The following is a 22,779-nucleotide window of genomic DNA, read 5'->3' as shown; positions in this document are numbered from 1 at the left end:
CGGCTACCGCCTCAGCGATGCGCCGAGGCGGCTGTAGATGCCGCTGCGGCCATAGCTGTCGCGGACGTAGCCGGCGGCGGCCGACCATTCCATCGCCGCCACCTCGAAGCCGGTGAGATGGATGCCGATCCGGGTCTGCCGGCTGAATTCATCCGAGGAGCCGGACATCTCCGGCCCAACCCAGAACGCGTCGAACATGCGCCAGCCCGCGGCGAGCCGCGCGCCATAGCTGCCTGCGATCGTGGTGGCGTAGAACGATGACGACAGCATGGTCTCTGGCGTCGGCTCGGCCCAGCTCTCCACCGCGATGCGCACGCCGCCATGGGTGCCACGCCAGCGCTGCTCGCGGTAGTCGGGCATCGAGGCCCGGTTCTCGAGATCGGGGCCGGCGAGGATCTTCAGTTCGAACGCGCCGGATTTGAAACGCCAGCCCGCCAGCACCGAGGCGCGGGAAATGTCGTTGATATAAGTGAAGCGCCCGGCTTGGTAACGCTCCAAAGCTTCCGACGCCATCAGCCGGACCACCGGGCCATTCTCGGCGGTGCCGCCGCCGAACCATTCGAACCCGCCGTAGAGCGAGGCGCCGTTGCGCCACAGATCGTAGCCGCCGAACAGCAGCGACGCATGTCCTTGTCCGCCACTGAACCGGTCGGCAGCCAAGTCGGCCAAAGGAGAGAAGTTGCTTCGACCGGCCGGGAGGTCGCCGGTTAGTCCCTCGTCGTCATCGGTATCGACGCTCCCGATGTCCGGCGGGGTCACCGCGCCGAAATCGAACGAGGGCGGCGCCGGAAGGTCGAGCTCGGGCTCGTCGAGCGAGGGATCGAAGGTCTGGGCGGTGGCGCAGCCGGCTTGCGCGATCAAGACCGCGACGAGCCCGAACGCGCTCACCACCCAGCCGAAACGCATCGCCACTACTCAGGTAAGCAACTAATACGTGACAATATTTACGTATTAAAGTCCTGGTTGTGACGACTGTCTAGTACGTTGTAGGGTTGTCGAGGGATTAGTCCGGTTGCGGCTCGTGCTGGTCGCGGCGTGCGATCGCATGTTCGAGCGCCACTGCGAGCTGACGATCGATGTCGGCCATGCCGTCGATATACGCCTCCGAGAGCGACAGGCCTTCGGGCGAATTCGGCGCGGCGCGTGCTGCCGTCTCGAAGTGGTGACGCAGGATGGTCGGCGACGGATGTGACTTGATCAGTGCGTTGGCGAAGTTCACCAGCGCCTTGATCTGGCCGTTCATGAAGTCGATCTTGTCCATCCGAAATCGGATCCTTTTGTTGATGTAGTACATGAGCGCGAGCCTAGCCCGCCGCCCCTGACTATCCCATTGATCGGTCGCAAGGCCTTGCGGTGACGCAATGTCGCGCGTCACGTCCGCTCAGTTGGGCGTGTACCGCCGCAACTTAGCCGACGAGTTTGATCAATTCCATCGCTGCGGCGGGTGCGCGTACCTTGCCTTCATGGATCACATAGGCGAACACGTCGCGCTTGTGCGGCTTCGCGGCTGCCGCATCGACCTTCGGCAGATCGTCGGGTTCGCCGCCATCGGCCCAGAGCTGCAGCCGCTTTGCCCATGCGGCAAGCGCTTTCGCCGGATAACCGGTGGCGATCTCGTCCTTACCCTTCTGCAGCCGTGCGTAGACGAAATCACCTGTGATGTCGGCGATCTCAGGATAGGTCGCGTGCTCGGAGTACACGACCGGAATCTTGTGCTCGCGCAGCAGCGCGATGAACGCCGGCGTCTTGAAACTGTCATGACGAACCTCGACGACATGCCGTAGTTTGCGGCCGTCGATCTCGCGCGGCAGCAATTCGAGGAATTTGCCGAAATCGGCTTCGTCGAACTTCTTGGTCGGCGCAAACTGCCAAAGCACCGGGCCGAGCCGGTCGCCGAGTTCGAGTACGCCTGAATGGTAGAACCGTTCGACACTGTCGCCGGCTTCCGCCAGGACCTTGCGGTTGGTGGCGTACCGCGGTCCCTTCAGCGAGAACACGAAGCTCTCCGGCACCTCGCTGGCCCATTTGCGGAAACTCTCCGGCTTCTGCGAGCCGTAAAAGGTGCCGTTGATCTCGATCGAGGTCAGCTTAGAGGCGGCATATTCCAGCTCTCGCCGCTGCGGCAGTTTGTCCGGATAGAACACGCCGCGCCACGGCTCGTAGGTCCAGCCGCCGATCCCGATCCGGATGTCGCCTGCCTGAGCTTTCTTCATGTCTGACCCCTTGCGAAAGTTGCACCCCGTTCCTATCTTGGTTGCAACGGCGACGTCGATGCTTCGATACGGAGCGTGCGACGCCGAGACGACCACTGAATAGTAGGGAGCGCCGGATGTACGCGCACCTGTTGTTCGTGGTCGTTGACCTTTTTGGGGTGCCCTAGCCACCCGATTTCAAAACATTTCTGATCCAAATCGCCCGGGGCTCGCCTTGGCAGAGCTCGTGTGCGCCGCTATACGCATGGCGCGATGATCGATGCCAGCCCAGCCGCGGTCGCGACCCGTGCCCAGCCCGCGGCGGTTCCGCTGCAGCTCTCGGTGGTCGTCCCGACCTTCAATGAACGCGACAATGTCGAGCTGCTGTTCCGAAAGCTGGAAGCAGCGCTCGTCGGCGTGGCCTGGGAGGTCATTTTCGTCGACGACAATTCTCCCGACGGCACTTGGCAGGTGGTCCGCGAGATGGCGCGCCGCGATCCGCGCGCGCGCTGCATCCGCCGGATCGGCCGGCGCGGCCTCTCCGGCGCCTGCATCGAGGGCATCCTGGCGTCCGGCGCCCCCTATGCCGCGGTGATGGACGCCGACCTGCAGCACGACGAAACCCAGCTCGCCAAAATGCTGTCGCTGCTGGAGAGCAACGCCGCCGATCTCGTGATCGGCAGCCGCTATATCGAAGGCGGCAGCGCCGACAGCTTCAATCGCCAGCGCGCCGGGATCAGCTCGATCGCCACCCAGGTCGCCCAGAAGGCGCTGAAGATCGAGGTCGCCGATCCGATGAGCGGCTTCTTCATGATCCGCCGCGACCGTTTCGAACAGCTTGCACCCGAGCTTTCGACCCAGGGCTTCAAGATCCTGCTCGACGTGATCGCGACCGCACGCGGCAGCCTGCGCATTGTCGAGGTGCCGTTCACCTTCGGGTCGCGGCTGCACGGCGAGAGCAAGCTCGACTCGATGGTGGCGCTGGATTTCCTCGGCCTGGTGTTGGCGAAGTTCAGCCACGACGTGTTGTCGCTGCGCTTCATCCTGTTCGCGCTGGTCGGTTCGACCGGCGTGGTGGTGCACTTCGTCACGCTGTTCGTGGTGCTGAAGGTATTCGAGCAGCCGTTCGCCGAGGCGCAGGGTGTCGCCGCGCTGGTGGCGATGACCAGCAACTTCATCCTCAACAATTTCCTGACCTATCGCGACCAGCGGCTCAAAGGCTTCGCGATCGTCCGCGGTCTGCTGCTGTTCTATCTGGTGTGCGGCGTCGGTCTGCTCGCCAATGTCGGCGTCGCCTTCGCCGTGTACAACGAGCACATCACCTGGTGGTTGGCAGGCGCGGCCGGTGCGCTGATGGGCGTGGTGTGGAACTACGCGATGTCCGGCCTGTTCGTCTGGCGCAAGCGATGATCGGCCGATGAGCGACGCGATGCGGCGTCCCGCCATCGCCACGATTCTGGTCGTGGTCGGATTGGTTGCACTCCGGCTGCTCGCCGCGGCGGTCACGCCGCTGACCTTCGACGAGGCGTATTACTGGACCTGGTCGAAGAATCTCGCCCTCAGCTATTTCGATCACCCGCCGATGGTGGCGGTGGTGATCAAGCTCGGCACGCTGATCGCCGGCGACACCGAATTCGGCGTCCGGCTGGTGTCGATCCTGCTGGCGCTGCCGATGAGCTGGGCGGTGTGGCGTGCCGCGGTTCTGCTGTTCGACGACGAAAGCATCGCCGCCACCGCAACCGTGCTGCTCAACGCCACCATGATGGTGTCGGCCGGCACCACCATCGTCACGCCGGACGCGCCGCTGTTGGTGGCGTCCAGCTTCGTTCTGCTCGCTCTGGCGCAGGTTGCTGCGACGGGCAGGGGCGTGTGGTGGCTCGCGGTCGGCGTCGCGGTCGGGCTCGCGCTGCTGTCGAAATACACCGCGCTGTTCTTCGGCCCGGCGATCCTGATCTGGCTGCTCTGGGTGCCGCCGCTGCGGCGCTGGCTGCTGTCGCCGTGGCCCTATCTCGGCGGCGTGGTCGCGTTCGCGTTGTTCTCGCCGGTGGTGATCTGGAACGCGCAGCACGAGTGGATTTCCTTCGTCAAGCAGTTCGGCCGCGCCAAGCTCGGCGGGTTCGAGCCGCATTACGTCGCCGAGCTGATCCCGACCCAGTTCGTGCTGGCGACGCCGTTCGTGTTCATCCTTGGCGTGATGGGCCTGATCGCGCTCGGCAAGCGCAGCACGGGGCCGGCAGCGTCGCGCGTTCTGGTTGCCGCCACGGTGTGGACGATCGCGCTGTATTTCACCTGGCAGGCGCTGCACGACCGCGTCGAGGCGAATTGGCTCAGCCCGCTGTATCCGGCGTTCGCGCTCGCCGCCGCGGTCGGTGCGGCCTACCGGCACTGGACGCCCGGCATCGCGCGCCTCGTCACCGTGTGCCGGCGCTGGGCGGTGTCGACGGGCGCGGTGCTGTTCGCGCTGGTGGTGGTGCAGGTCAACACCGGCGCGCTGACCGGCTATCGACGCGACGCCACGGTACGGTCGGTCGGCGTTGGCGTGCCGCAGATGGTGGCGGAGATCGATCAGGTGCGGCGGCGGATCGGCGCGAGCTGCGTGCTGACCGACGATTACGGCACCACGGGCTGGCTGGAGTTCTATCTGCCGCCCGGCATCTGCGTGGTTCAGCGCGGCGAACGATTTCGCTGGCTCGCGGCGCCGGCGCCGACGGCCCAGCAACTCGCGGGGCCGCTGCTGCTGGTCGGCGTCGACAACGCCGCGGCGCGGCCGGATATTCAGGCGGCGTTCGGCAAGATCGAGCGGGTCGGCGCGGTTACCCGCTCGCGCGGGCCGCTATTGGTCGATGCGGTGGCGCTGGACGCGCTGTCGGAGCCGAAGGGGCCGATCCTCGATTTCCGGCCGCCGATCTATTGAGGCGATGGGGAGCCGGTCGGCAAACGTGCTGACCGCCCGTGGCGGACTGTGCTACAGCCTGGGCTGATCCCCACTTCCCGCGCGTCCGCCGCGCCGATCCCAACTCAACGAGCTCAACAATGAACGACACGGTCTTGATTGCTGGAGCCGGACATGCCGGATTTCAGGTCGCCGTATCGCTGCGGCAGGCGAAGTACGCCGGGCGTATCGCGCTGATCAACGATGAAAAGCACCTGCCGTATCAGCGCCCGCCATTGTCGAAGGCGTATCTCAAGAGTGGCGGCGATCCGAACTCGCTGATGTTTCGCCCGGAGAAGTTCTTCCAGGATCAGGCAATCGAGCTGATTTCTGACCGGATGGTGTCGATCGATCGTGACGGCCGCAAGCTGCTGCTCGCTTCTGGCACCGCGATCGATTACGGCCACCTCGTGCTCGCTACCGGCGCGCGCAACCGCATGCTCGACGTGCCCAACGCCTCGCTGCCGGACGTGCTGTACTTGCGCACGCTCGACGAGAGCGAAGTGCTGCGTCAGCGGATGCCCGACAAGAAGCACGTGGTGGTGATCGGTGCCGGCTTCATTGGTCTCGAATTCGCCGCCACTGCGCGCGGCAAGGGCCTCGAGGTCGACGTCGTCGAACTGGCACCGCGGGTGATGGCGCGTGCGGTGACGCCGGAGATCTCCAGTTACTTCCATGATCGCCACACCGCGGCGGGCATCCGCATGCATTACGGCGTCCGCGCCACCGAAATCGAAGCCGACGGCGATCGCGTCACCGGCGTTGCGCTCAGCAACGGTCAGACGCTGCCCTGCGATCTGGTGGTGGTCGGTGTCGGCGTGATCCCGAATGTCGAAATCGCCGCTGCAGCGGGCCTGTCGACCGCCGCCGGCATCATCGTCAATCAGCAGCTGCTTACCAGTGATCCGAACATCTCGGCGATCGGCGACTGCGCGCTGTTCGAGAGCGTCCGGTTCGGCGAGACGCTGCGGGTGGAGTCGGTGCAGAACGCCACCGACCAGGCACGATGCGTTGCCGCGCGGCTGACCGGCGAGGCCAAGCCCTATGACGGCTATCCGTGGTTCTGGTCCGATCAGGGCGACGACAAGCTGCAGATCGTCGGGCTCACCGCGGGCTTCGATCAGGTGGTGATCCGAGGCAGCGTCGCCGAGCGTTCGTTCTCGGCGTTCTGCTACAAAGCCGGCAAGCTGATCGGCATCGAGTCCGTCAATCGTGCCGCCGACCACGTGTTCGGCCGCAAAATTCTTCCGCTCGACAAGTCGGTGACGCCTGAACAGGCTGCCGATCTCAGCTTCGACCTGAAGAAGGCGGCGGCGTAAGACTTATCGCCGTCATTGCGAGGAGCGAAGCGACGAAGCAATCCAGAGCCCTCGTGCGGAGGTGGATTGCTTCGCTTCGCTCGCAATGACGTTCTTGGGCTTTACGCCGCCGCCACGAACTCACGCTTGACGGCCTCGATATCCGCGACCGTCGGCAGCCCGGCTTCGTTGCCGAGCTTCTGGATCTTGAAGGTCGAAGCGGCGCGGGCGAATTCGAAGTGGTGCTGCCAGCTCTGCGCCGGGTTGTTCAGGTACGAGAACACATAGGCGCCGTGGAACACGTCGCCGGCGCCGTTAGTGTCGATCACCCGCTCGCGCGGGATCGGCAGCGCCGGCAGGGTGCGCACCGTGCCGGCCTCGTCGTACCAATACAGGCCACGCTCGCCGAGGGTGATGCCGCCGACCCGGCAGCCACGCGACTTCAGATACTCGAGCATCTTCTCCGGCGTCATGTCCATCTGCTCGCACAGTCGCTCGGCGACGATCGCGACGTCGATGAATTCCAACAGCTCGTGGGTGTTGGTGCGCAGGCCGCCGCCGTCGAGCGAGGTCAGGATGCCGGCCTCGCGGCAGAGTTTTGCGTAGTGGATCGCTGCGTCCGGCTGATGGCCGTCGACATGCAGGGCGCGGCACTGGCCGAGGTTGAGCAGCGGGAACGGGTGGATATGCTCGTCGTCGCGGCAGCGGACGATGGCACGTTTGCCGTCCTTCGGCATGATGAAGGACAGCGACGAGGTGTTCACTTTGCGCGGGTGCACCGAGATGCCGTACTTCGCGCTCATGTCCATGAACATCCGCCCCAGCCAGTCGTTGGCGATGGTGGCGATCAGGTCGGGCACGATCCCGAGCTTGGCGCAGCAGAATGCCGCGGTCACCGCGTTGCCGCCGAACGACACCGCGTAGTCGGACGCCACGTGCTTTTCGTCGCCGGTCGGAAGATGGTCGGTGATGAAGGTGACGTCGATATAGGTCTGTCCGATGAAGAGTGCGTGCATGAGAGTCCCGAGGCTGCGACCTGTTCCGGCGCGTTCAGCATAGCATTGCCGTTCGCGGCGCATTCGCTAAAATTTTCCGCAGGGTCACAACTGATACGACAGCGGTTTCGCCGAAAATCCAGTCATAACGGCGCGCGTGCTGCCTTGTTCCGGGCAGGCGCGATCAGGGAGGCGAGGGTGGCAGTCGCGTGCGAGCGAACGGCTTATGGCACGTCCGGTGGCAGCGCCGCGGGCGGCACCTCGGCATCGCCCGGGGATTGCGCGCCGATGAACCGGCGCGGCAAACCCGATAGCATCGCGCAGCAAATCACTGCGTGGGGCGGCGTGCTTGCGGGGGAACGTCCATGATCACCGCCATCGATCATCTCGTCGTCCTGGTCAGCGACCTGGACGAGGCGGTCGCGACCTATGAGACGCTGCTGGCCCGTGCGCCGGCCTGGCGCGGGGGCGACGAGGGCTCCGACAACGTTCTGTTTACCTTCGACAACATGTCGCTGGAATTCATGGCGCCGTCCGGCACGTCGCAGAGCGCGGAGCGGCTACGCACCCTGATCAAGCTGCAGGGCGAGGGGATCGCCAGCCTGTGCTTCCGGGTCGCCGACGCGAAGGCTGCACGCTATCGGCTCGATCGGGTGGCGCTGCAGCCGACGCCGGTCGCCGATGTCGAAGGCCGCGACCGCATCACCGGCGCGACGCTGACCTGGAAACGCACCCGGACGGCGACCGAGACCACCCGCGGGGTGCGGATGTTCTTCCTTGAGCTCGGCTCCGAGCGGCCGCACTCGCAGGTGATTGGGCCGGCCCCGGTGGTGGGGCTGGATCATCTGGTAATCTCGACCTCCGATCCCGATCGCGCGGCGGCGCTGTACGGCGCCAGGCTTGGGCTCGATATGGCGCTGGACCGCTCGCAGCAGGACTGGGGGCGGTTGATGTCGTTCCACTGCGGCGATCTCAGGATCGAGGTGGTGCACCGGCCCGTGGCGGGCTCGGACGCCAAGAACGACAAGCTATGGGGCGTCGGCTGGCGGGTCGACGATGTCGAGGCGGCACGCGAGCGGCTGCTTGCCGCCGGCCTGACCGTCACCGCATCACGGGCCGGGCGCCACGCCGACACCCGCGTCGTCACGGTGCGCAGCGGCACCCGCCGGATTCCGACCCTGCTGGTGCAGCGGACGCCACCCCAGGTTCTCGACGAGGCCGCCGGAGGCGCGTAGCGCGGCAGGCGCTACCACCAGCCCGGCTGCTCCTGACGGTAGTAGTCTTGCGGCTGGCGGTAATAGCCCTCGCCATAACGGCCGCGACGGGATTGCTCGGGGACGCGTTGCTCCCTGGGCTGGAAGAAGAACCCGAAGCCGCCATCGTTCCAGTCATCGCTGCTGGCCACCGGAACGTCGCTGCTGGTGGGCTTGCGGGTTATGAAGCCGCCCTGCGGCTGATCGCTCAGCACCGCGACGAACTCGGTCCGGTAGTTGGTCTCCGCGCTCAGCGGCTCGTCGGAAATGATGATCGAGGAGCGCGGCAGCGCGGTCGGGCCGATCCGCTCCAGCACCTCCGGCGGGATCGTGACGCGGTCGAGCGCGCTCTTGGCATCGTCGGCGCTCTCGATCGTCACCGCGCTCCAGCGCAGACCGGCGTCGTTGCGGGCCATCGCGGTGAAGATGTGCGTGCCGATCGGGCGCTCCGGATCGCGGATCGTCACCGGCACTTCGATCGAGAAGTCGAACAGCTCGCCGCCGTCGGGGAGCGGCTTGCGGGTGTTGCGGCGGACGTAGAGTTTCTGCGTCGAGCGGCTGATGTAGATCGACACCGGCTCCTGCGCGAGCTTGGCGTCGGTCGCCAGCTTCGCCGTCTCGGCTTTCTTCGCCGCGGCAGTTTTCGCAGCCTCCTTGGTGGCGGTTGCGGCGGCGTGTTTGGCGTCTGCGTCGGCTTTGGCCGTCTCGAGCTGGGTCGTGGCTTCGCCGAGCTGCTGCGCGGCCTGCCGCTGACGCTCTTCCGCCTTAGCCTTGGCTTCATCGGTGCTGGCGGCGACCAGCACCTTGTCGGCGGCCTTCAGCGCCGCCTCGGCCCGCGCCTTGGCGCGCTCCAGTTTGCGTAAGGTGTCCTTGAGCGGTTTCACCGCGCGGGCGGCTGCAGTCGCGGCGGCCTTGGCTTCATCGGCCGCCTGGGCGGCCTGCTCGGCCTCGCGCACCGCGGTCTCGGCGCGCGTCGGCGCGGCGGCCAGCGCCTCAGCATTCGGCGAGAACAGTACCGGATGGCTTATATCGGCCGGCTCGACGTCCTCCGGCGACACGATCACCCGCATCCCGATCCGGGTCTTGTCGAACAGCTTCTCGGCGAACTCGTACGGCATCCGGACGCAGCCATGCGATGCCGGATAGCCCGGCAGCGGACCGCCGTGCAGCGCGACGCCGTTCCAGGTGATGCGCTGCATATTCGGCATCCAGGCGTCGTCGTACATCGTCGAGCGGTGGTCCTTGTCCTTCTCGACTACGGCAAACACGCCGGCCGGTGTTTCGCGACCGGTGGTGCCGGTCGAGACCGGTGCGCGATAGATCCAGCCTTCGGAGTCGTACAGCGTCACCCGCTGGCCCTTGATCGAGACGATCGCCATGATCGGCTCGCCGGCCTCGCGCGGCGCGGTCGCCTCGGTGGTGGCTGCCGGGCGCGCCCGCTTGGCGTCGGCATCAGGCGCCGGGGCTGCGACGGCGAGCAGCGTTGCCAGGGTGAGGAGGGCAGGCGTCCTGAAGCGCCGCGAGGCGCCATGCTTGATCGTCGGTCGGTTCACTACGCCTCGCTCGTGATCGTTCTGGGCCCCCACGGACCGGACGAATCTCTGCACACCATGATCATCGAAATCACAGCGCACCGCCACCGGTTGCACGCCGAGGCGAAGCAACGAAGGCTGTTGGGGTGAGACGTCGCAGCACAATGCGGCGGCGCGATGGAGCGGCTGGCGCTAACCGAGCCGGCAGGGGACGCTGAGGTAACCGCGGAACCGGACCCGGCCACCACGCTGCGGCGGACCGTCGAGGACGTAGTCTGGGAAGCGCGCGAGAAACCGCGACAGCGCGATCGCGCCTTCGAGCCGCGCTAGCGCCATGCCGGCGCATTGATGCGGACCCGACGCGAAGGCGAGATGCCGGTTCGGGCTGCGCGACACGTCGAACCGGTCGGGATCGGCAAACTGCGCCGGATCGCGATTGGCGGCGCCGATGCACAGCGTCAGCGACGTGTTGGCCGGCATGGCGATGCCGCCGATCTCGACCTCCGCGGTGGTGATACGGTTGCCGAGCTGGTTGGAGCTCTCGTAGCGCAGGATTTCTTCGACCGCGGTCTTGATCAGCGCGGGCTCGGCGATCAGCCGCTGCTTCTGATCGGGATTGGCCGCCAGCGTCACCAGGCCGTTGCCGATCAGGTTGGTGGTGGTTTCGTGGCCGGCGTTGAGCAGGAAGATGCAGTTGTGCAGCAGCTCCTTGGCGGTCAGCTTCTCGCCGCCGGTCTCGCCCTGGATCAGCCTCGTCAGCACGTCGCGCTCCGGATCGCCGGGCTGGGCGGTGCGGCGGGCGATCAGGGTGTCGAGATAGTCGAGAAACTCGGCCACCGCCTCATTGCCGAGCGTAAATGCCTCCGGCCCGATCACCGGCTCCAGCGCCCCGAGGATCGCCAGCGACCAGCCGCGCAGCGGCGCGCGTTCGTCGTGCGGCACGCCGAGCAGGTTGCCGATCACCTCGATCGGAATCGCGGCGGCAAAGTCCTCGATCAGATCGACGCGGCCCTTGGCGGCCATCGCATCCAGCAGCCGGTCGACCAGCGCGATCAGGTCCGGCTCCATGCCGGCGATCGCCCGCGGCGTCAGCGCCCCCATGATCAGGCGGCGGACGCGGGTGTGCGATGGCGGATCGTTGAACACCAGGCTGGTGGTGTGATGCTCGAACAGCAGCGAATCGCCGTATTTCGGCGCGAATTCGCGTTTCTTGTCGGACGAGAACAACGTGGTGTTCTTGTACACCGCGACCAGATCGTCGTAGCGGGTCAGGAAATAGCCGCCGCCCGCCAAGCGCTTGACCGGCTGGTGCGCCCTGAGCGCCTGATAGGTGGGGTAAGGGTTGTCATAAAAGTCGGGCGTCAGACGTGCGAGATCGAACGCTTCCGCGAGCTCTGCTGGGGCCGTTTCCATGTCATTCCCGTTTTTTACGTCTATAGGCGATTTACGACGTTGCCGAAACGCTAAGGAAATCCGCAGGTCGGGTCTTGCGGCGGGAACCCGGGAGACGCATGTCATGCGGCCGGTTCGAGGGCTGGCGCCGGCCGGGAGCGGGCGGTTTCAGCCAATCTCAACACTCACGATTTAGTGCGTCGCAGCGATCCTGATTGACAAGTGCAAAGGTGAGTGCCTACTCACAAGATGACTTCACTGCGCATGACGAGCGACTTGCGCCGGGAATTGATCCTGAGCGCAGCCAAGCGTTGCTTTGCCCGGAATGGCTTTGCAGGGACCACCACCAAGAGCGTCGCCGCCGCCGCGTCGATCTCGGAAGGGTTGCTGTTCAAGCATTTCCCGAGCAAGGCGGCGCTGTATGCCGAGATTTTGGCGTGCGAGCGCGAGGCCGATCCGGCCTTGATGGACTTGCTGGGTGCCGAGCCCTCGACCCAGACGCTGGTGGTGCTGGTGCGGGGGATGGTGCAGCACTTCCTCCACGCCTCCGATCAGCCGGAGCTGGAGGAGGATCAGCGGCTTCGGCTGCTGGTGTCGAGTCAGCTCGATGACGGCGAGTTTGCCCGTCTGGTGTACGAGAAAGTCTCGGGATTGATCGGCCGGACCTTCGTGACGTCGCTGGAGCGGGCGGTCGAGGCGGGGGATGCAGTCAAGGTCGGCGATGAGCCGATGAACCTGTTCTGGTTTGCCCACCACACTTTGCTGATGGCGGCGCTGGCGCGGCTGCCGTCGGTGCCTTGCCTGAGCTACGGCAACGCCGCGAGCCACGAGCGCCAGATGTGTGAATTCATCCTACGTGGAATTGGTCTGAACGAAGCCGTAATTGCCGCCCATCTCGACCGCGAATTGTCGCCGGGCTGGATCCGGGGCGGAAACGACAGAAAGTGCATGACATGACGCTTGCGACAGAAACTCCGCCGTCGGCGCGGAGCTCCAGCGAGAAGCCCCGCCCGCGTCCGGTGCGGACGGTGCGCTGGTTCATCATCGTCGGATTGCTGCTGGCTCTGCTGGTCGGCGGTCTGGTCGGCTTCAACGCCTTCCGCAACCACATGATCGCGAAGTTCTTCGCCAACAACAAACCGCCGCCGATCACGGTGACGGTCGCCGAGGCGAAGACCGAAGTGCTGCCCAATCTGCTCACCGCGGTCGGCGATCTGGCGGCCGTGCATCAGGTCAACGTCACTTCGGACGTCTCCGGCCGCATCACCGACATCCTGTTTCAGGCTGGCTCGGAGGTGAAGCAGGGTACGCCGCTGGTGAAGCTGTTCGAGGAAACTGAACTCGCCGACCTCGCGAACTACCGCGCCCAGGCCAAGGTCGCCGAGCTGTCGCTCGACCGCGCCAAGCAGCTTGCGGCCCGGCAGTTCGGCCCGCAGGCGACGGTGGACTCGGCACAGGCGGCGTTCGATCAGGCCAATGCCGGCATCGCTAAGACCGAGGCGCTGATTTCGCAGAAGACGGTCCGCGCGCCGTTCGACGGTATCCTCGGCGTTCGTCACGTCGAAGTCGGCCAGTATCTCAGCGCCGGCACTCAGATCGTGACGCTCACCGACCTGTCGCGGGTCTATGCCAACATCACCGTGACGGAAAAGGATTCCGGCACGCTGGCGGTCGGGCAGCTCGTGCGGCTGAAGGTCGACGCCTATCCGGGCCGCGTGTTCGAAGGCAAGATCACCACGATCGAGCCGCAGATCGCGTCCGACACCCGCAACATCCGGGTGCAGGCGACCCTCGACAATCCCGGCCACGTGCTGCGGCCGGGCATGTTCGCCACCACCACCGTTGTGCTGCCGGACAAGCCCGCGGTGGTCACCGTGCCGGAGACGGCGGTCGACTACACGCTGTATGGCGACTCGGTTTTCCTCATCAAGGAAGAGAAGGGCGAGGACGGCCAGGCCAAGCTGTCGGCCGTCCGGACCTTCGTGCGCACCGGCGACCGCATCGACGGCCGCACCGTGATCCTGACCGGAGTGAAACCGGGTGATCGCGTCGTCGCGGTCGGCCAGCTCAAGCTGCAGTCGGGTGCCGCGGTCGCGATCTCGACCGATCCGCCTCCGCCGCAGCCGAAGACGCCGCCGCGCTACTAACACAAGGAGCGCCGGCTGCGCCCAGTGGCGCGGCCCGCTCGTCATCGAACAGGTCCGGCCGGCGATCGTCGCCGTCCGGGGACAACTCAACCGCAGCTCGGTCGCGCAAGGCGCGCCGGGTGTGCGCCACGGAGCGTCCGTATGGTCCTCACAGACATCTTCATCAAGCGTCCGGTGCTGTCGCTGGTGGTCAGCATGCTGATCCTGCTGGTCGGCTTTCGCGCCGCGATGACGCTGCCGATCCGGCAATATCCGAAGCTGTCCAATACCGTGGTGACCATCACCACGACCTATCCGGGCGCGTCACCGGATCTGATGCAGGGCTTCATCACCACCCCGCTCGAACAGGCGGTGGCCTCGGCCGAAGGCGTCGACTACATCACGTCGTCGTCGACCCAGGGCCAGAGCCTGATCACGGTTTACGTCAAGCTCAACTTCGATCCCAACCAGGCGCTCACCGAAGTGCTGGCGAAGGTGAATTCGGTCAAATACCTGATCCCGAAGGAAGCCAACGACCCGGTGATCGTCAAATCCACCGGCCAGACCACGGCGGTGATGTATATCGGCTTCGCCAGCAACGAGCTGTCGGGGTCGGCGATCTCCGACTATCTGACGCGCGTGGTGCAGCCCGTTCTGTCGACCGTCGACGGCGTCGCATCCGCCGACATTCTCGGCGGCCAGACCTTCGCGATGCGGATCTGGCTCGATCCGATACGGATGGCCGGCCGCGGCGTATCGCCGAACGACATCACGGCGGCGATCCAGGCCAATAACTTCCAGGCGGCGGCCGGTCAGACCAAGGGCTATCTGACGGTCTCCAACATCACCACCAACACCGACCTGCAAAACGTCGATCAATTCAAACGAATGATCGTCAAGGCGCAGAGCGGCGGTTTCGTGCGGATGGAGGACGTCGCCACCGTCGAACTTGCGGCGCAGAGCACCGACAGCAGCGTGGCGTTCTCAGGCGAACGCGCGATCTTCATCGGCGTGCAGGCGACCCCGCAGGGCAACCCGCTCAACATCGTCACCGGCGTGCGCGCGCTGTTCCCCGAGATCGAGCGCAACCTGCCGCCGTCGATGAGCATGAAGGTAGCCTACGACTCGACCAAGTTCATCCGCTCGTCGATCGACGAGGTGGAGAAGACGCTGATCGAAGCGGTCGGCATCGTCATCGTGGTGATCTTCCTGTTCCTGGCTTCGCTGCGGTCGGTGATCATCCCGGTGGTGACGATTCCGCTGTCGCTGATCGGCGTCTGCACCGCGATGCTGGCGATGGGCTTCTCGATCAACCTGCTGACCCTGCTGGCGATGGTGCTGGCGATCGGTCTCGTGGTCGACGACGCCATCGTGGTGGTGGAGAACATCCACCGCCATCTGGAGGAGGGGAAGAGTCCGGTCCAGGCGGCGTTGATCGGCGCCCGCGAAATCGTCGGCCCGGTGATCTCGATGACCATCACGCTGGCGGCGGTGTACGCGCCGATCGGCTTCCTGGGCGGTCTCACCGGCGCGCTGTTCCGCGAGTTCGCCTTCACGCTCGCCGGCTCGGTGATCGTGTCCGGCATCATCGCGCTGACGCTGTCGCCGATGATGTGCTCGGTGCTGCTCAAGCACCAGGAGAGCCAGGGCTGGTTCGCCCGCAAGGTCGACCAGGTGTTCAGCTCGATCACCCGCTGGTACGGCCGGCAGCTCGACCGCTCGCTCGACTATCGCCCGATCACCGGCATGTTCGCTGTCGTGATCCTCGGCCTCGTCGGCTTCATGTACATGAACACGTCCAAGGAGCTGGCGCCGGAAGAAGACCAGGGCATCGTGTTCGCGGTGACCAAGGCGCCGAAATACGCCAACATCGACTACGCCAATTACTACGGCGAGAAGCTCGACAAGGCCTATGCCAGCTTCCCCGAAACCGACCTGCGCTTCATCCTGAACGGCACGTCGGGTCCGAACAACGGTATCGCCGGCATGCTGCTGAAGCCGTGGGACGAGCGCAAGCGCAGCGCCATGCAGCTCAAGCCGCTGGTGCAGAAGGAGCTCAGCAAGATCGAGGGCGTCAACGCCTTCGCCTTCAACCTGCCGCCGCTGCCCGGCGGTCCGGGCGGCCTGCCGATCCAGATGGTGATCAACTCCACCGCCGGCTTCCGCGCCGTCTATGAGGAGATGGTCAAGCTGAAGGACGCGGCGCGCAAGAGCGGCCTGTTCATCGTCGCCGACAGCGATCTCGACTTCAACCAGCCGGTGGTGCGGGTGACGATCGACCGCACCAAGGCGAGCGACCTCGGCATCAATATGCAGCGCCTCGGCACCACGCTGGCGACGCTGCTGGGCGGCAACTACGTCAACCGCTTCAATCTGGAAGGCCGGTCGTACCAGGTGATCCCGCAGGTGCCGCGTGCCGACCGTCTGACCCCGCAATCGCTCGACGGCTTCTATGTGCCGAGCGCCAGCGGGCAGCAGGTGCCGTTGTCGACACTGGTGACGATCGAGACCGCCACCGATCCGAACGCGCTGACGCACTTCAACCAGCTCAACTCCGCCACCTTCCAGGCGGTGCCGATGCCGGGCGTCACCGTCGGCCAGGCGGTCGATTTCCTCGAACAGCAGGCCAAGAACCTGCCGTCCGGCTTCAGCCACGACTACCTCGCCGATGCGCGGCAGTACGTCCAGGAAGGCAACCAGCTCGCCATCACCTTCGGCTTTGCTCTGATCATCATCTTCCTGGTGCTCGCCGCGCAGTTCGAAAGCTTGCGTGACCCGCTGGTGATCATGATCACGGTGCCGATGGCGATCTGCGGCGCGCTGATCCCGCTGTTCTTCGGCGTGGCGACGATCAACATCTACACTCAGGTCGGCCTGCTGACCCTGGTCGGCCTGATCAGCAAGCACGGCATCCTGATGGTGGAGTTTGCGCGCGAACTGCAGATCAAGGAGGCGCTCGACAAGCGCACCGCGATCGAACAGGCGGCGCGGGTGCGGCTCCGGCCGATCCTAATGACCACGGCCGCGATGGTCACCGGCCTGCTGCCGCTGCTCACCGCCTCGGGCGCCGGCGCCGCGAGCCGGTTCTCGATCGGCCTCGTCGTGGTGGCGGGCATGATGATCGGCACGCTGTTCACGCTGTTTGTGCTGCCGGCGGTGTATGTGGCGATCGGCACCGATCACCGCGCCGCGCTGGAGTCCGATCGTGCCAAGCAGATCGAAGACTATGAGATGGAGCACGGCTCTCCGGCGCTGAAGCCGAGCTGAGCCGAGCTTGCGACAATCCGACCAAAAATGGCGGGCCGATCGGCCCGCCATTTTCTTTTCCACGCACGCGATTCGTCATCGCGCCGACATCTGCTGTCGCACCCTCGTAAATCTGCTTGTCGCAATGATGCGAAAGAGAGCGCGTTGCCCGGCGTTTGAGCGACCGGTGGCGACACCGTTTGCACCACGCGGCGTCAGTCGTGATGCGCCGTTATGGCACCATTGCAAATGCGGTTTGGCGTTTGCGAAATCGCACTGATGCGCTTAACTCGGAACCATGAAGCGGAACGAGACCGATGTCGTGGTGCTCGGCGCGGGCATCGTCGGTGTCTGCGCAGCCTTGCACCTGCAGCGCCGCGGCCGAGATGTGGTGCTGGTCGACCGCAACGGCACGGCGGGTGACGAGACCAGCTACGGCAATGCCGGGCTGATCGAATGCGCCTCGGTGTTTCCCTACATGTTTCCGCGCGATCCTGGCCATCTGCTGCGTTACGCGCTGAATGGCTCGGCCGACGCACACTATCAGCTGTCCGGCATTCCCGAATTCCTGCCATGGCTGGTGCGGTATTTCCTCGCGTCGTCGCCGCGCCGCGCGGCGCAGACTGCGCAGGCGGCATTGCCGCTGATCCGGCGCAGCCTCGCCGAGCACGAGGCGCTGATCGCGGACGCCGGCGTGCCCGAGCTGCTGCGCAAGACCGGCTGGATCAAGCTGTTTCGATCGCCGAAGAGCTTTGCCAAGGCGCTCGGCGATCTTGAGCGGGCGCGGCAGTTCGGCGTCATCGCCGACGTGCTCGATCGTGCCGGCATCGCCGAACGCGAACCGAACCTCACCGGCGATTTTGCGGGCGCGATCCACTGGCTGGAGCCGGGCTCGATCCCTGATCCGGGCGGTCTGGTCAAAGCCTATGCGGCGCTGTTCTCCCGGCGCGGCGGCCGATTCGTCAAAGGCGATGCGCGCACGCTGCAGCAGGAAGAGGGCGGCTGGCGGGTCGCGACCGAGCTCGGACTCGTCACCGCGCGCGAAGTGGTGGTGGCGATGGGGCCGTGGTCGGACCTGGTGTTCAAGCCGCTCGGCTATCGCTTCCCGCTCGGCGTCAAGCGCGGCTACCATGTCCATCTCACGCCGCGCGGCAATGCCCGTCTGCAGCACGCGGTGCTCGACGCCGATCGCGGCTATCTGCTGGCACCGATGAACCGCGGCATTCGCCTGACCACCGGCGCCGAGTTCGCGCGCCGCGATGCGCCGCCGTCTCCGGTTCAGATCGCGCAGACGCTGCCGGTGGCGCGCGCGCTGTTCCCGCTCGGCGACACCATCGAGCCGCAGCCATGGATGGGCGCGCGGCCGTGCTTGCCGGACATGCTGCCGCTGATCGGCCGCGCGCCGCGCCATCCCGGCCTGTGGTTCGATTTCGGCCATCAGCATCACGGGCTGACGCTCGGTCCGGTTACCGGACGGCTGCTCGCCGAGATGATGACCGGTGAACAGCCGCTCACCGATCCACGGCCGTTCTCCGCCGAACGCTTCGGTTGAAGCGCCGCGTCCGCGCGTCGGATCGCTTGCATCGCGGCACCAGTCGCGGCGATACTGGTTGACGCGTCAATGCAGGACTGTGGAGCGGCCATGAAAGTCAACGTCGAGATCGATTGCACGCCGGAGGAAGCGCGGCAGTTCTTCGGACTTCCCGACGTGCAGCCCATGCAGACCGCGGTGATGGACAAGCTGCAGGAGCAGATGCTGTCGAACATCGAAAAGGTCTCGCCCGAGGCGTTGATGAAGACCTGGTTCACCTTCGATCCGAAGCTCGCTGAACGATTCGGCGAGATGTTCATTTCGATGACCGGCCTCGGCAGTGCGCTGACCAAGGATAAGAAGTAACCGATCATTGGAGACGCGATGCCCGCCGACCGCGGCGCCAGTCCGAATCGCGAGCGGCTGAAGCCGCCGAGCGTCGCGCTGCTGCTCGCCGAGGCGCGCAGCTTCTTCGAATTCAACGCCAGCCTGCTGTTGTCGCCGCTGCTGCTGCAGGCACCGCGCGGCGACGGCCATCCGGTGCTGGTGCTGCCCGGTCTGCTCGCCAGCGACCTGTCGACCGCGCCGATGCGGCGCTATCTGCGGCAGCTCGGCTATGAGGTGTTCGCCTGGGAGCTCGGCCGCAATCTCGGCGGGATCTACCGGATGCGTGCCCGCCTGCGCGACCGGCTCACTGCGGTTCATGAAGCGACGGGCCGCAAGGTCAGTCTGGTCGGGTGGAGTCTCGGCGGCGTCTATGCGCGCGATCTGGCGCTGCATGCGCCCGAGATGGTGCGCGATATCATCACGCTCGGCAGCCCATTCACCGGCGACGTCACCGCCACAAATGCCAAGCGGATCTACGAGAAGCTGTCTGGTGAAGAGCTGACCGAGGTGCAGCTCGAAGACCTCGAACCGCTCGGCGGCGAGATGCCTGTGCCGACCACGTCAATCTACTCGCGCACCGACGGCATCGTGAACTGGCGCACCTCGCATCTGGCGCCGTCGCCGCGCGCCGAGAACATCGAGGTGGTGCTCGCCAGCCATATCGGCCTGATCGTCAACGCCGCGGTGCTGTGGGCGATCGCCGACCGGCTGGCGCTGCCGGAGGGGACGTTCACGCCGTTCGATCGCTCCGGTCCGTTTGGCTTCGCCTACGCCCCGCCAACCCGCTAAAAGGTTCTCGCGCGGCGCGCCGCGCAAAACCAAGAGGGGAGACGGCAATGGCCGACAAGGACAACGATCCGGCAGCGGCGTGGCAGACGATGTTCGGCGAGATGAGCAAGGGTTTTGCGGCCTTCGCCAATCAGGCGCTGGCGTCGCCGGAGCTCGGCAAGGTCGCGCAGCAGGTCGGCGGTGCTTCCGCCGAGGCGCACAAGCAGTTCGCCGACATGATGGACAAATACCTCGCCGGTATGAATCTGCCGTCGCGCGCGCAGATGCAGGAATTCAATACCCGGCTCGCCGAGGTCGAGCGGCGGCTCGACGAGCTGGCTGCTGCGGTCCAGCCGGCAAAGGCAGGGAAGCCGAAAGGCTAGCCAAGTTCCAAATCGACGTAAGGATTACGATCAACACGTTTTGATTGTGTCGCCCCTTTCGAAAATGTACGAAATTTCAGAGACTTAAGAGGCAATTTCTGTTGCGTTGCAACATTAATGTTGCAACGCAACATGGTGTATGTCATATTTTACCTGCCCGGGCCGCAGGTCGGACGGGAAGACCATGGCTCAGACGAGGATGGAGATTTCAGATGACCGATACTGCCAATCACGAGAGCTACACTCAGGCGGCCGAAACCGTCGCCGACAGCGTCAAGCAGGCGTTTCAGCCGGTGACCGACGCGTTCAAGAACTTCCAGACCCTCGAGGTTCCGGAAGCCGCCCGCGACTTCGTCAAGCGTGCCGCTGGCACTGCCAAGGAGAAGGTCGCGGACTTCCACGCCGGTTCGGAGAAGGTAACCTCGGCGATTGAGGAAACCGTCGCCAATTCGGTGAGCGAAGCTGCCAAGATCACCCGCAACATCCAGCAGGCGATCTATCAGGACACCGAAACGTTCTTCTCCGGCATCGATAAGCTGGCGTCGGCGAAGTCGGTCCAAGAGGCGTTCCAGATCCAGACCGACCTTGCGCGTTCGCAGGGCGAGGTGCTGGTGTCGCGCGCCAGGTCCGCCACCGAGTACTTCGGCAAGCTGGTCAGCGACAGCGCCAAGTCGGTGCAGGACAACTTCGCCAAGACCTTCAGCAAGTCGGCCTAACCGCCGCTGCTGACGACCCGGGGCCTCTGACGATCGAGGCTCGACGTTCCTCCCGACCTCGGCCCGCTCGCGCGGGCCTTTCTTTTTGGGGGGCTGCGTCCGGCCTCGCCTCCGTCATTCCGGGGCGCTCGCACAGCGAGCGAACCCGGAATCCCGAGGTTGTTAGTAATGAGAGAGATTCCAGGTTCGCGTTTGCGCGCGCGCCGGAATGACAATTGGCGAGTCCGTACGACCTACGCGCGCCGCGCCACGGGCACGCGCTCGCTTTTCTTCCGCGGCGCTGCGCGCTCGGCCTTGGCCGGCTCCGTGATCGCGTCGATCGCCTGTTCGGCGCCGGCGATCATCAGCGTCGTGACCATCTGTGCATAGGTTTCGCGCGACAGGCCCTTGCCTTCGCGGAACCAGAGATAGTGCCAGTTCAGCATGCCGAACAGCGACATCGTCAGCGGCTTCAGCAGCTCAGGCTTGGCAGCCGCGGCCGGGATCGCGGCGGCGATCGCGTCCGACATCGATACCACCAGCTTGCGCTCCAACGCCTTGAGGATTTCCTGCTGCTCCGGCGGCAACAGCTTCAGGCTGGAGATTTGCACCTGATGTTCAGCATCGGCGCCGCGATAGGCTTCGAGCAGCGCCGCCGAAATCGCAAATAGACGATCGCTCGGATCGCTTTCGCCCTGCGCAGCGGCGTCGACCACCGTCACCAGATGCTGCAGGTGATCCTCCAGCAAATCAAACAGCACCGCATCCTTCGACGGGTAGTAGTGATACATCAGCGCCTTCGAGACGCCGCAGGCGTCGGCGATCATGGTGATCGACGTGCCGGTGTAGCCGTGTTCGGCGAATAGCCGTGCGGAACGGCTGAGAATGCCGCGGCGTTTATCGTCGTAGTCGGTGGCTCGCGTGCGCGCCATGGTGCGTTCAGATCCTATTCCCCGAGGCTGCGTTGCGACGCACCACGAGTGTCTGGTTCCGACACTTGCATTGACCGTCCAATTGGTCAATTATATTTCCAACAACGCCGGAGGAGATCGCCATGTACACCCAGGCACTCAACGTGTCCGACGGTGACGAGCGGAATATCGAGGACGCCGACCGCGCCGCGCGGTTCCAGGCGCGGATCGATGCCGAGGAGCGGATCGAGCCGAACGACTGGATGCCGGCTGCGTACCGCAAGACTCTGGTGCGCCAGATCTCCCAACACGCGCATTCCGAAATCGTCGGCATGTTGCCCGAAGGCAATTGGATCACCCGCGCGCCGACGCTGCGGCGCAAGGCGGCGCTGCTCGCCAAGGTCCAGGACGAGTGCGGCCATGGCCTGTATCTCTACGCTGCCGCCGAAACCCTCGGCGCCTCGCGTGAGGAACTGGTCGACCAGCTGCTCAGCGGCAAGGCGAAGTACTCGTCGATCTTCAACTACCCGACCCTGACCTGGGCCGACATCGGCGCGATCGGCTGGCTGGTCGATGGCGCCGCGATCATGAACCAGATCCCGCTGTGCCGCTGCTCCTACGGACCGTATGCGCGCGCGATGATCCGCGTCTGCAAGGAAGAGTCGTTCCACCAGCGCCAGGGCTACGAGATCATGCTGACGCTGGCGAAAGGCTCGGCCGAGCAGAAGGCGCTGGCGCAGGACGCGCTGAACCGCTGGTGGTGGCCGTGCCTGATGATGTTCGGCCCGCCGGATCAAGCCAGCCAGCACAGCGACACCTCGACCAAGTGGAAGATCAAGCGGTTCTCCAACGACGAGCTGCGCCAGAAATTCGTCGATGCCACGGTGCCGCAGGCGCACTATCTCGGCCTGACGCTGCCCGATCCGGTCCTGAAGAAGAACGACGCGACCGGGCATTGGGAATACGGCGAGATTCCTTGGGACGAGTTCAAGCAGGTGCTCGCCGGCAACGGGCCGTGCAACCGCGATCGGCTGGCGGCGCGGCGCAAGGCCCACGACGACGGCGTCTGGGTGCGCGAAGCGGCCGCCGCCTACGCGGAGAAACGCAAGAAGAAACTGGCGGCGTAATCGCCGCGACG

General features: G+C 65.4%; 19 protein-coding genes and 1 pseudogene. 13 read left to right on the top strand and 7 right to left on the bottom strand.

Features of this window, described 5'->3' with window-relative positions:
* Positions 1-3 precede the first annotated feature (3 nt).
* The 3 genes from bcsS to DY467_RS11365 all read right to left on the bottom strand — a co-directional run bounded on the left by bcsS (position 4) and on the right by DY467_RS11365 (position 2,213).
* The gene (gene bcsS, locus DY467_RS11375; RefSeq protein WP_164636093.1) at positions 4-906 is read right to left on the bottom strand and encodes a cellulose biosynthesis protein BcsS; all 903 of its coding nucleotides are present in this window, start codon (positions 904-906) and stop codon (positions 4-6) included.
* A gap of 97 nt (positions 907-1,003) precedes the next feature.
* A complete protein-coding gene (locus DY467_RS11370) occupies positions 1,004-1,261 on the bottom strand; it encodes a hypothetical protein (protein WP_164572654.1) in 258 nt (85 codons plus the stop codon).
* A 145-nt stretch (positions 1,262-1,406) separates the two neighbouring features.
* Positions 1,407-2,213, bottom strand: coding sequence for a DUF72 domain-containing protein (locus DY467_RS11365; protein WP_164636091.1), 807 nt, complete (start codon positions 2,211-2,213; stop codon positions 1,407-1,409).
* A gap of 252 nt (positions 2,214-2,465) precedes the next feature.
* On the opposite strand from DY467_RS11365, the gene DY467_RS11360 reads away from it, so the two are divergent.
* From DY467_RS11360 to DY467_RS11350, 3 genes are all read left to right on the top strand, one after another.
* On the top strand, positions 2,466-3,602 hold the full coding sequence (locus DY467_RS11360) for a glycosyltransferase (protein ID WP_164636113.1): 1,137 nt from the start codon (positions 2,466-2,468) through the stop codon (positions 3,600-3,602).
* A 7-nt stretch (positions 3,603-3,609) separates the two neighbouring features.
* Complete coding sequence (locus DY467_RS11355; protein WP_164636089.1) at positions 3,610-5,106, top strand: glycosyltransferase family 39 protein; 1,497 nt, start codon at positions 3,610-3,612, stop codon at positions 5,104-5,106.
* A 119-nt stretch (positions 5,107-5,225) separates the two neighbouring features.
* A complete protein-coding gene (locus DY467_RS11350; RefSeq protein WP_164636087.1) occupies positions 5,226-6,443 on the top strand; it encodes an NAD(P)/FAD-dependent oxidoreductase in 1,218 nt (405 codons plus the stop codon).
* A 101-nt stretch (positions 6,444-6,544) separates the two neighbouring features.
* On the opposite strand, the gene DY467_RS11345 is transcribed toward DY467_RS11350, so the two are convergent.
* Positions 6,545-7,438: a sugar kinase gene (locus DY467_RS11345; protein WP_107345519.1), complete on the bottom strand. Its 894-nt coding sequence runs from the start codon at positions 7,436-7,438 to the stop codon at positions 6,545-6,547.
* Positions 7,439-7,782: 344 nt separating this feature from the next.
* Here DY467_RS11345 and DY467_RS11340 point away from each other — a divergent pair, with 344 nt between their 5' ends.
* Positions 7,783-8,652, top strand: a complete 870-nt coding sequence (locus DY467_RS11340; RefSeq protein WP_164636085.1) for a VOC family protein — start codon at positions 7,783-7,785, stop codon at positions 8,650-8,652.
* An 11-nt stretch (positions 8,653-8,663) separates the two neighbouring features.
* Here the strand turns inward: DY467_RS11340 and DY467_RS11335 are convergent, their stop codons facing one another.
* Together DY467_RS11335 and DY467_RS11330 are read right to left on the bottom strand one after the other, a co-directional pair.
* A complete protein-coding gene (locus DY467_RS11335; protein ID WP_164636083.1) occupies positions 8,664-10,223 on the bottom strand; it encodes a L,D-transpeptidase in 1,560 nt (519 codons plus the stop codon).
* A 171-nt stretch (positions 10,224-10,394) separates the two neighbouring features.
* Positions 10,395-11,615, bottom strand: a complete 1,221-nt coding sequence (locus tag DY467_RS11330; RefSeq protein WP_164636081.1) for a cytochrome P450 — start codon at positions 11,613-11,615, stop codon at positions 10,395-10,397.
* A gap of 228 nt (positions 11,616-11,843) precedes the next feature.
* Between DY467_RS11330 and DY467_RS11325 the strand changes: the two are divergent.
* The 8 genes and pseudogenes from DY467_RS11325 (at position 11,844) to DY467_RS11290 (ending at position 20,751) form a co-directional block, all read left to right on the top strand.
* A pseudogene (locus DY467_RS11325) lies at positions 11,844-12,546 on the top strand (TetR/AcrR family transcriptional regulator).
* A gap of 1 nt (position 12,547) precedes the next feature.
* Positions 12,548-13,741, top strand: a complete 1,194-nt coding sequence (locus DY467_RS11320; RefSeq protein WP_107345514.1) for an efflux RND transporter periplasmic adaptor subunit — start codon at positions 12,548-12,550, stop codon at positions 13,739-13,741.
* Between the two features lie 141 nt (positions 13,742-13,882).
* A complete protein-coding gene (locus DY467_RS11315) occupies positions 13,883-16,987 on the top strand; it encodes a MexW/MexI family multidrug efflux RND transporter permease subunit (protein WP_164636079.1) in 3,105 nt (1,034 codons plus the stop codon).
* A gap of 277 nt (positions 16,988-17,264) precedes the next feature.
* A complete protein-coding gene (locus DY467_RS11310; RefSeq protein WP_164636077.1) occupies positions 17,265-18,518 on the top strand; it encodes an FAD-dependent oxidoreductase in 1,254 nt (417 codons plus the stop codon).
* Between the two features lie 90 nt (positions 18,519-18,608).
* A complete protein-coding gene (locus DY467_RS11305) occupies positions 18,609-18,863 on the top strand; it encodes a DUF6489 family protein (RefSeq protein ID WP_011159311.1) in 255 nt (84 codons plus the stop codon).
* 18 nt (positions 18,864-18,881) lie between these two features.
* Entirely contained in the window at positions 18,882-19,673 is a 792-nt protein-coding gene (locus tag DY467_RS11300; RefSeq protein WP_164636075.1) for an esterase/lipase family protein, read from the top strand.
* Positions 19,674-19,720: 47 nt separating this feature from the next.
* Positions 19,721-20,035 (top strand): poly(R)-hydroxyalkanoic acid synthase subunit PhaE, encoded by a 315-nt coding sequence (locus DY467_RS11295; RefSeq protein ID WP_164636073.1) that lies wholly within the window; start codon positions 19,721-19,723, stop codon positions 20,033-20,035.
* 212 nt (positions 20,036-20,247) lie between these two features.
* Entirely contained in the window at positions 20,248-20,751 is a 504-nt protein-coding gene (locus DY467_RS11290; protein ID WP_107345509.1) for a phasin, read from the top strand.
* Between the two features lie 233 nt (positions 20,752-20,984).
* Here the strand turns inward: DY467_RS11290 and DY467_RS11285 are convergent, their stop codons facing one another.
* Complete coding sequence (locus tag DY467_RS11285) at positions 20,985-21,662, bottom strand: TetR/AcrR family transcriptional regulator (protein ID WP_164636071.1); 678 nt, start codon at positions 21,660-21,662, stop codon at positions 20,985-20,987.
* Positions 21,663-21,784: 122 nt separating this feature from the next.
* Here DY467_RS11285 and paaA point away from each other — a divergent pair, with 122 nt between their 5' ends.
* Positions 21,785-22,768: a 1,2-phenylacetyl-CoA epoxidase subunit PaaA gene (gene paaA / locus DY467_RS11280; protein WP_164636069.1), complete on the top strand. Its 984-nt coding sequence runs from the start codon at positions 21,785-21,787 to the stop codon at positions 22,766-22,768.
* The last annotated feature ends 11 nt before the right edge of the window (positions 22,769-22,779 follow it).

Origin of the sequence: Rhodopseudomonas sp. BR0G17, from assembly GCF_010907025.1 — a bacterium.
GTDB lineage: Bacteria > Pseudomonadota > Alphaproteobacteria > Rhizobiales > Xanthobacteraceae > Rhodopseudomonas > Rhodopseudomonas palustris_H.
The sequence above is the reverse complement of the archived record's forward strand: the minus strand, read 5'-3'. Positions and strand labels throughout refer to the sequence as shown.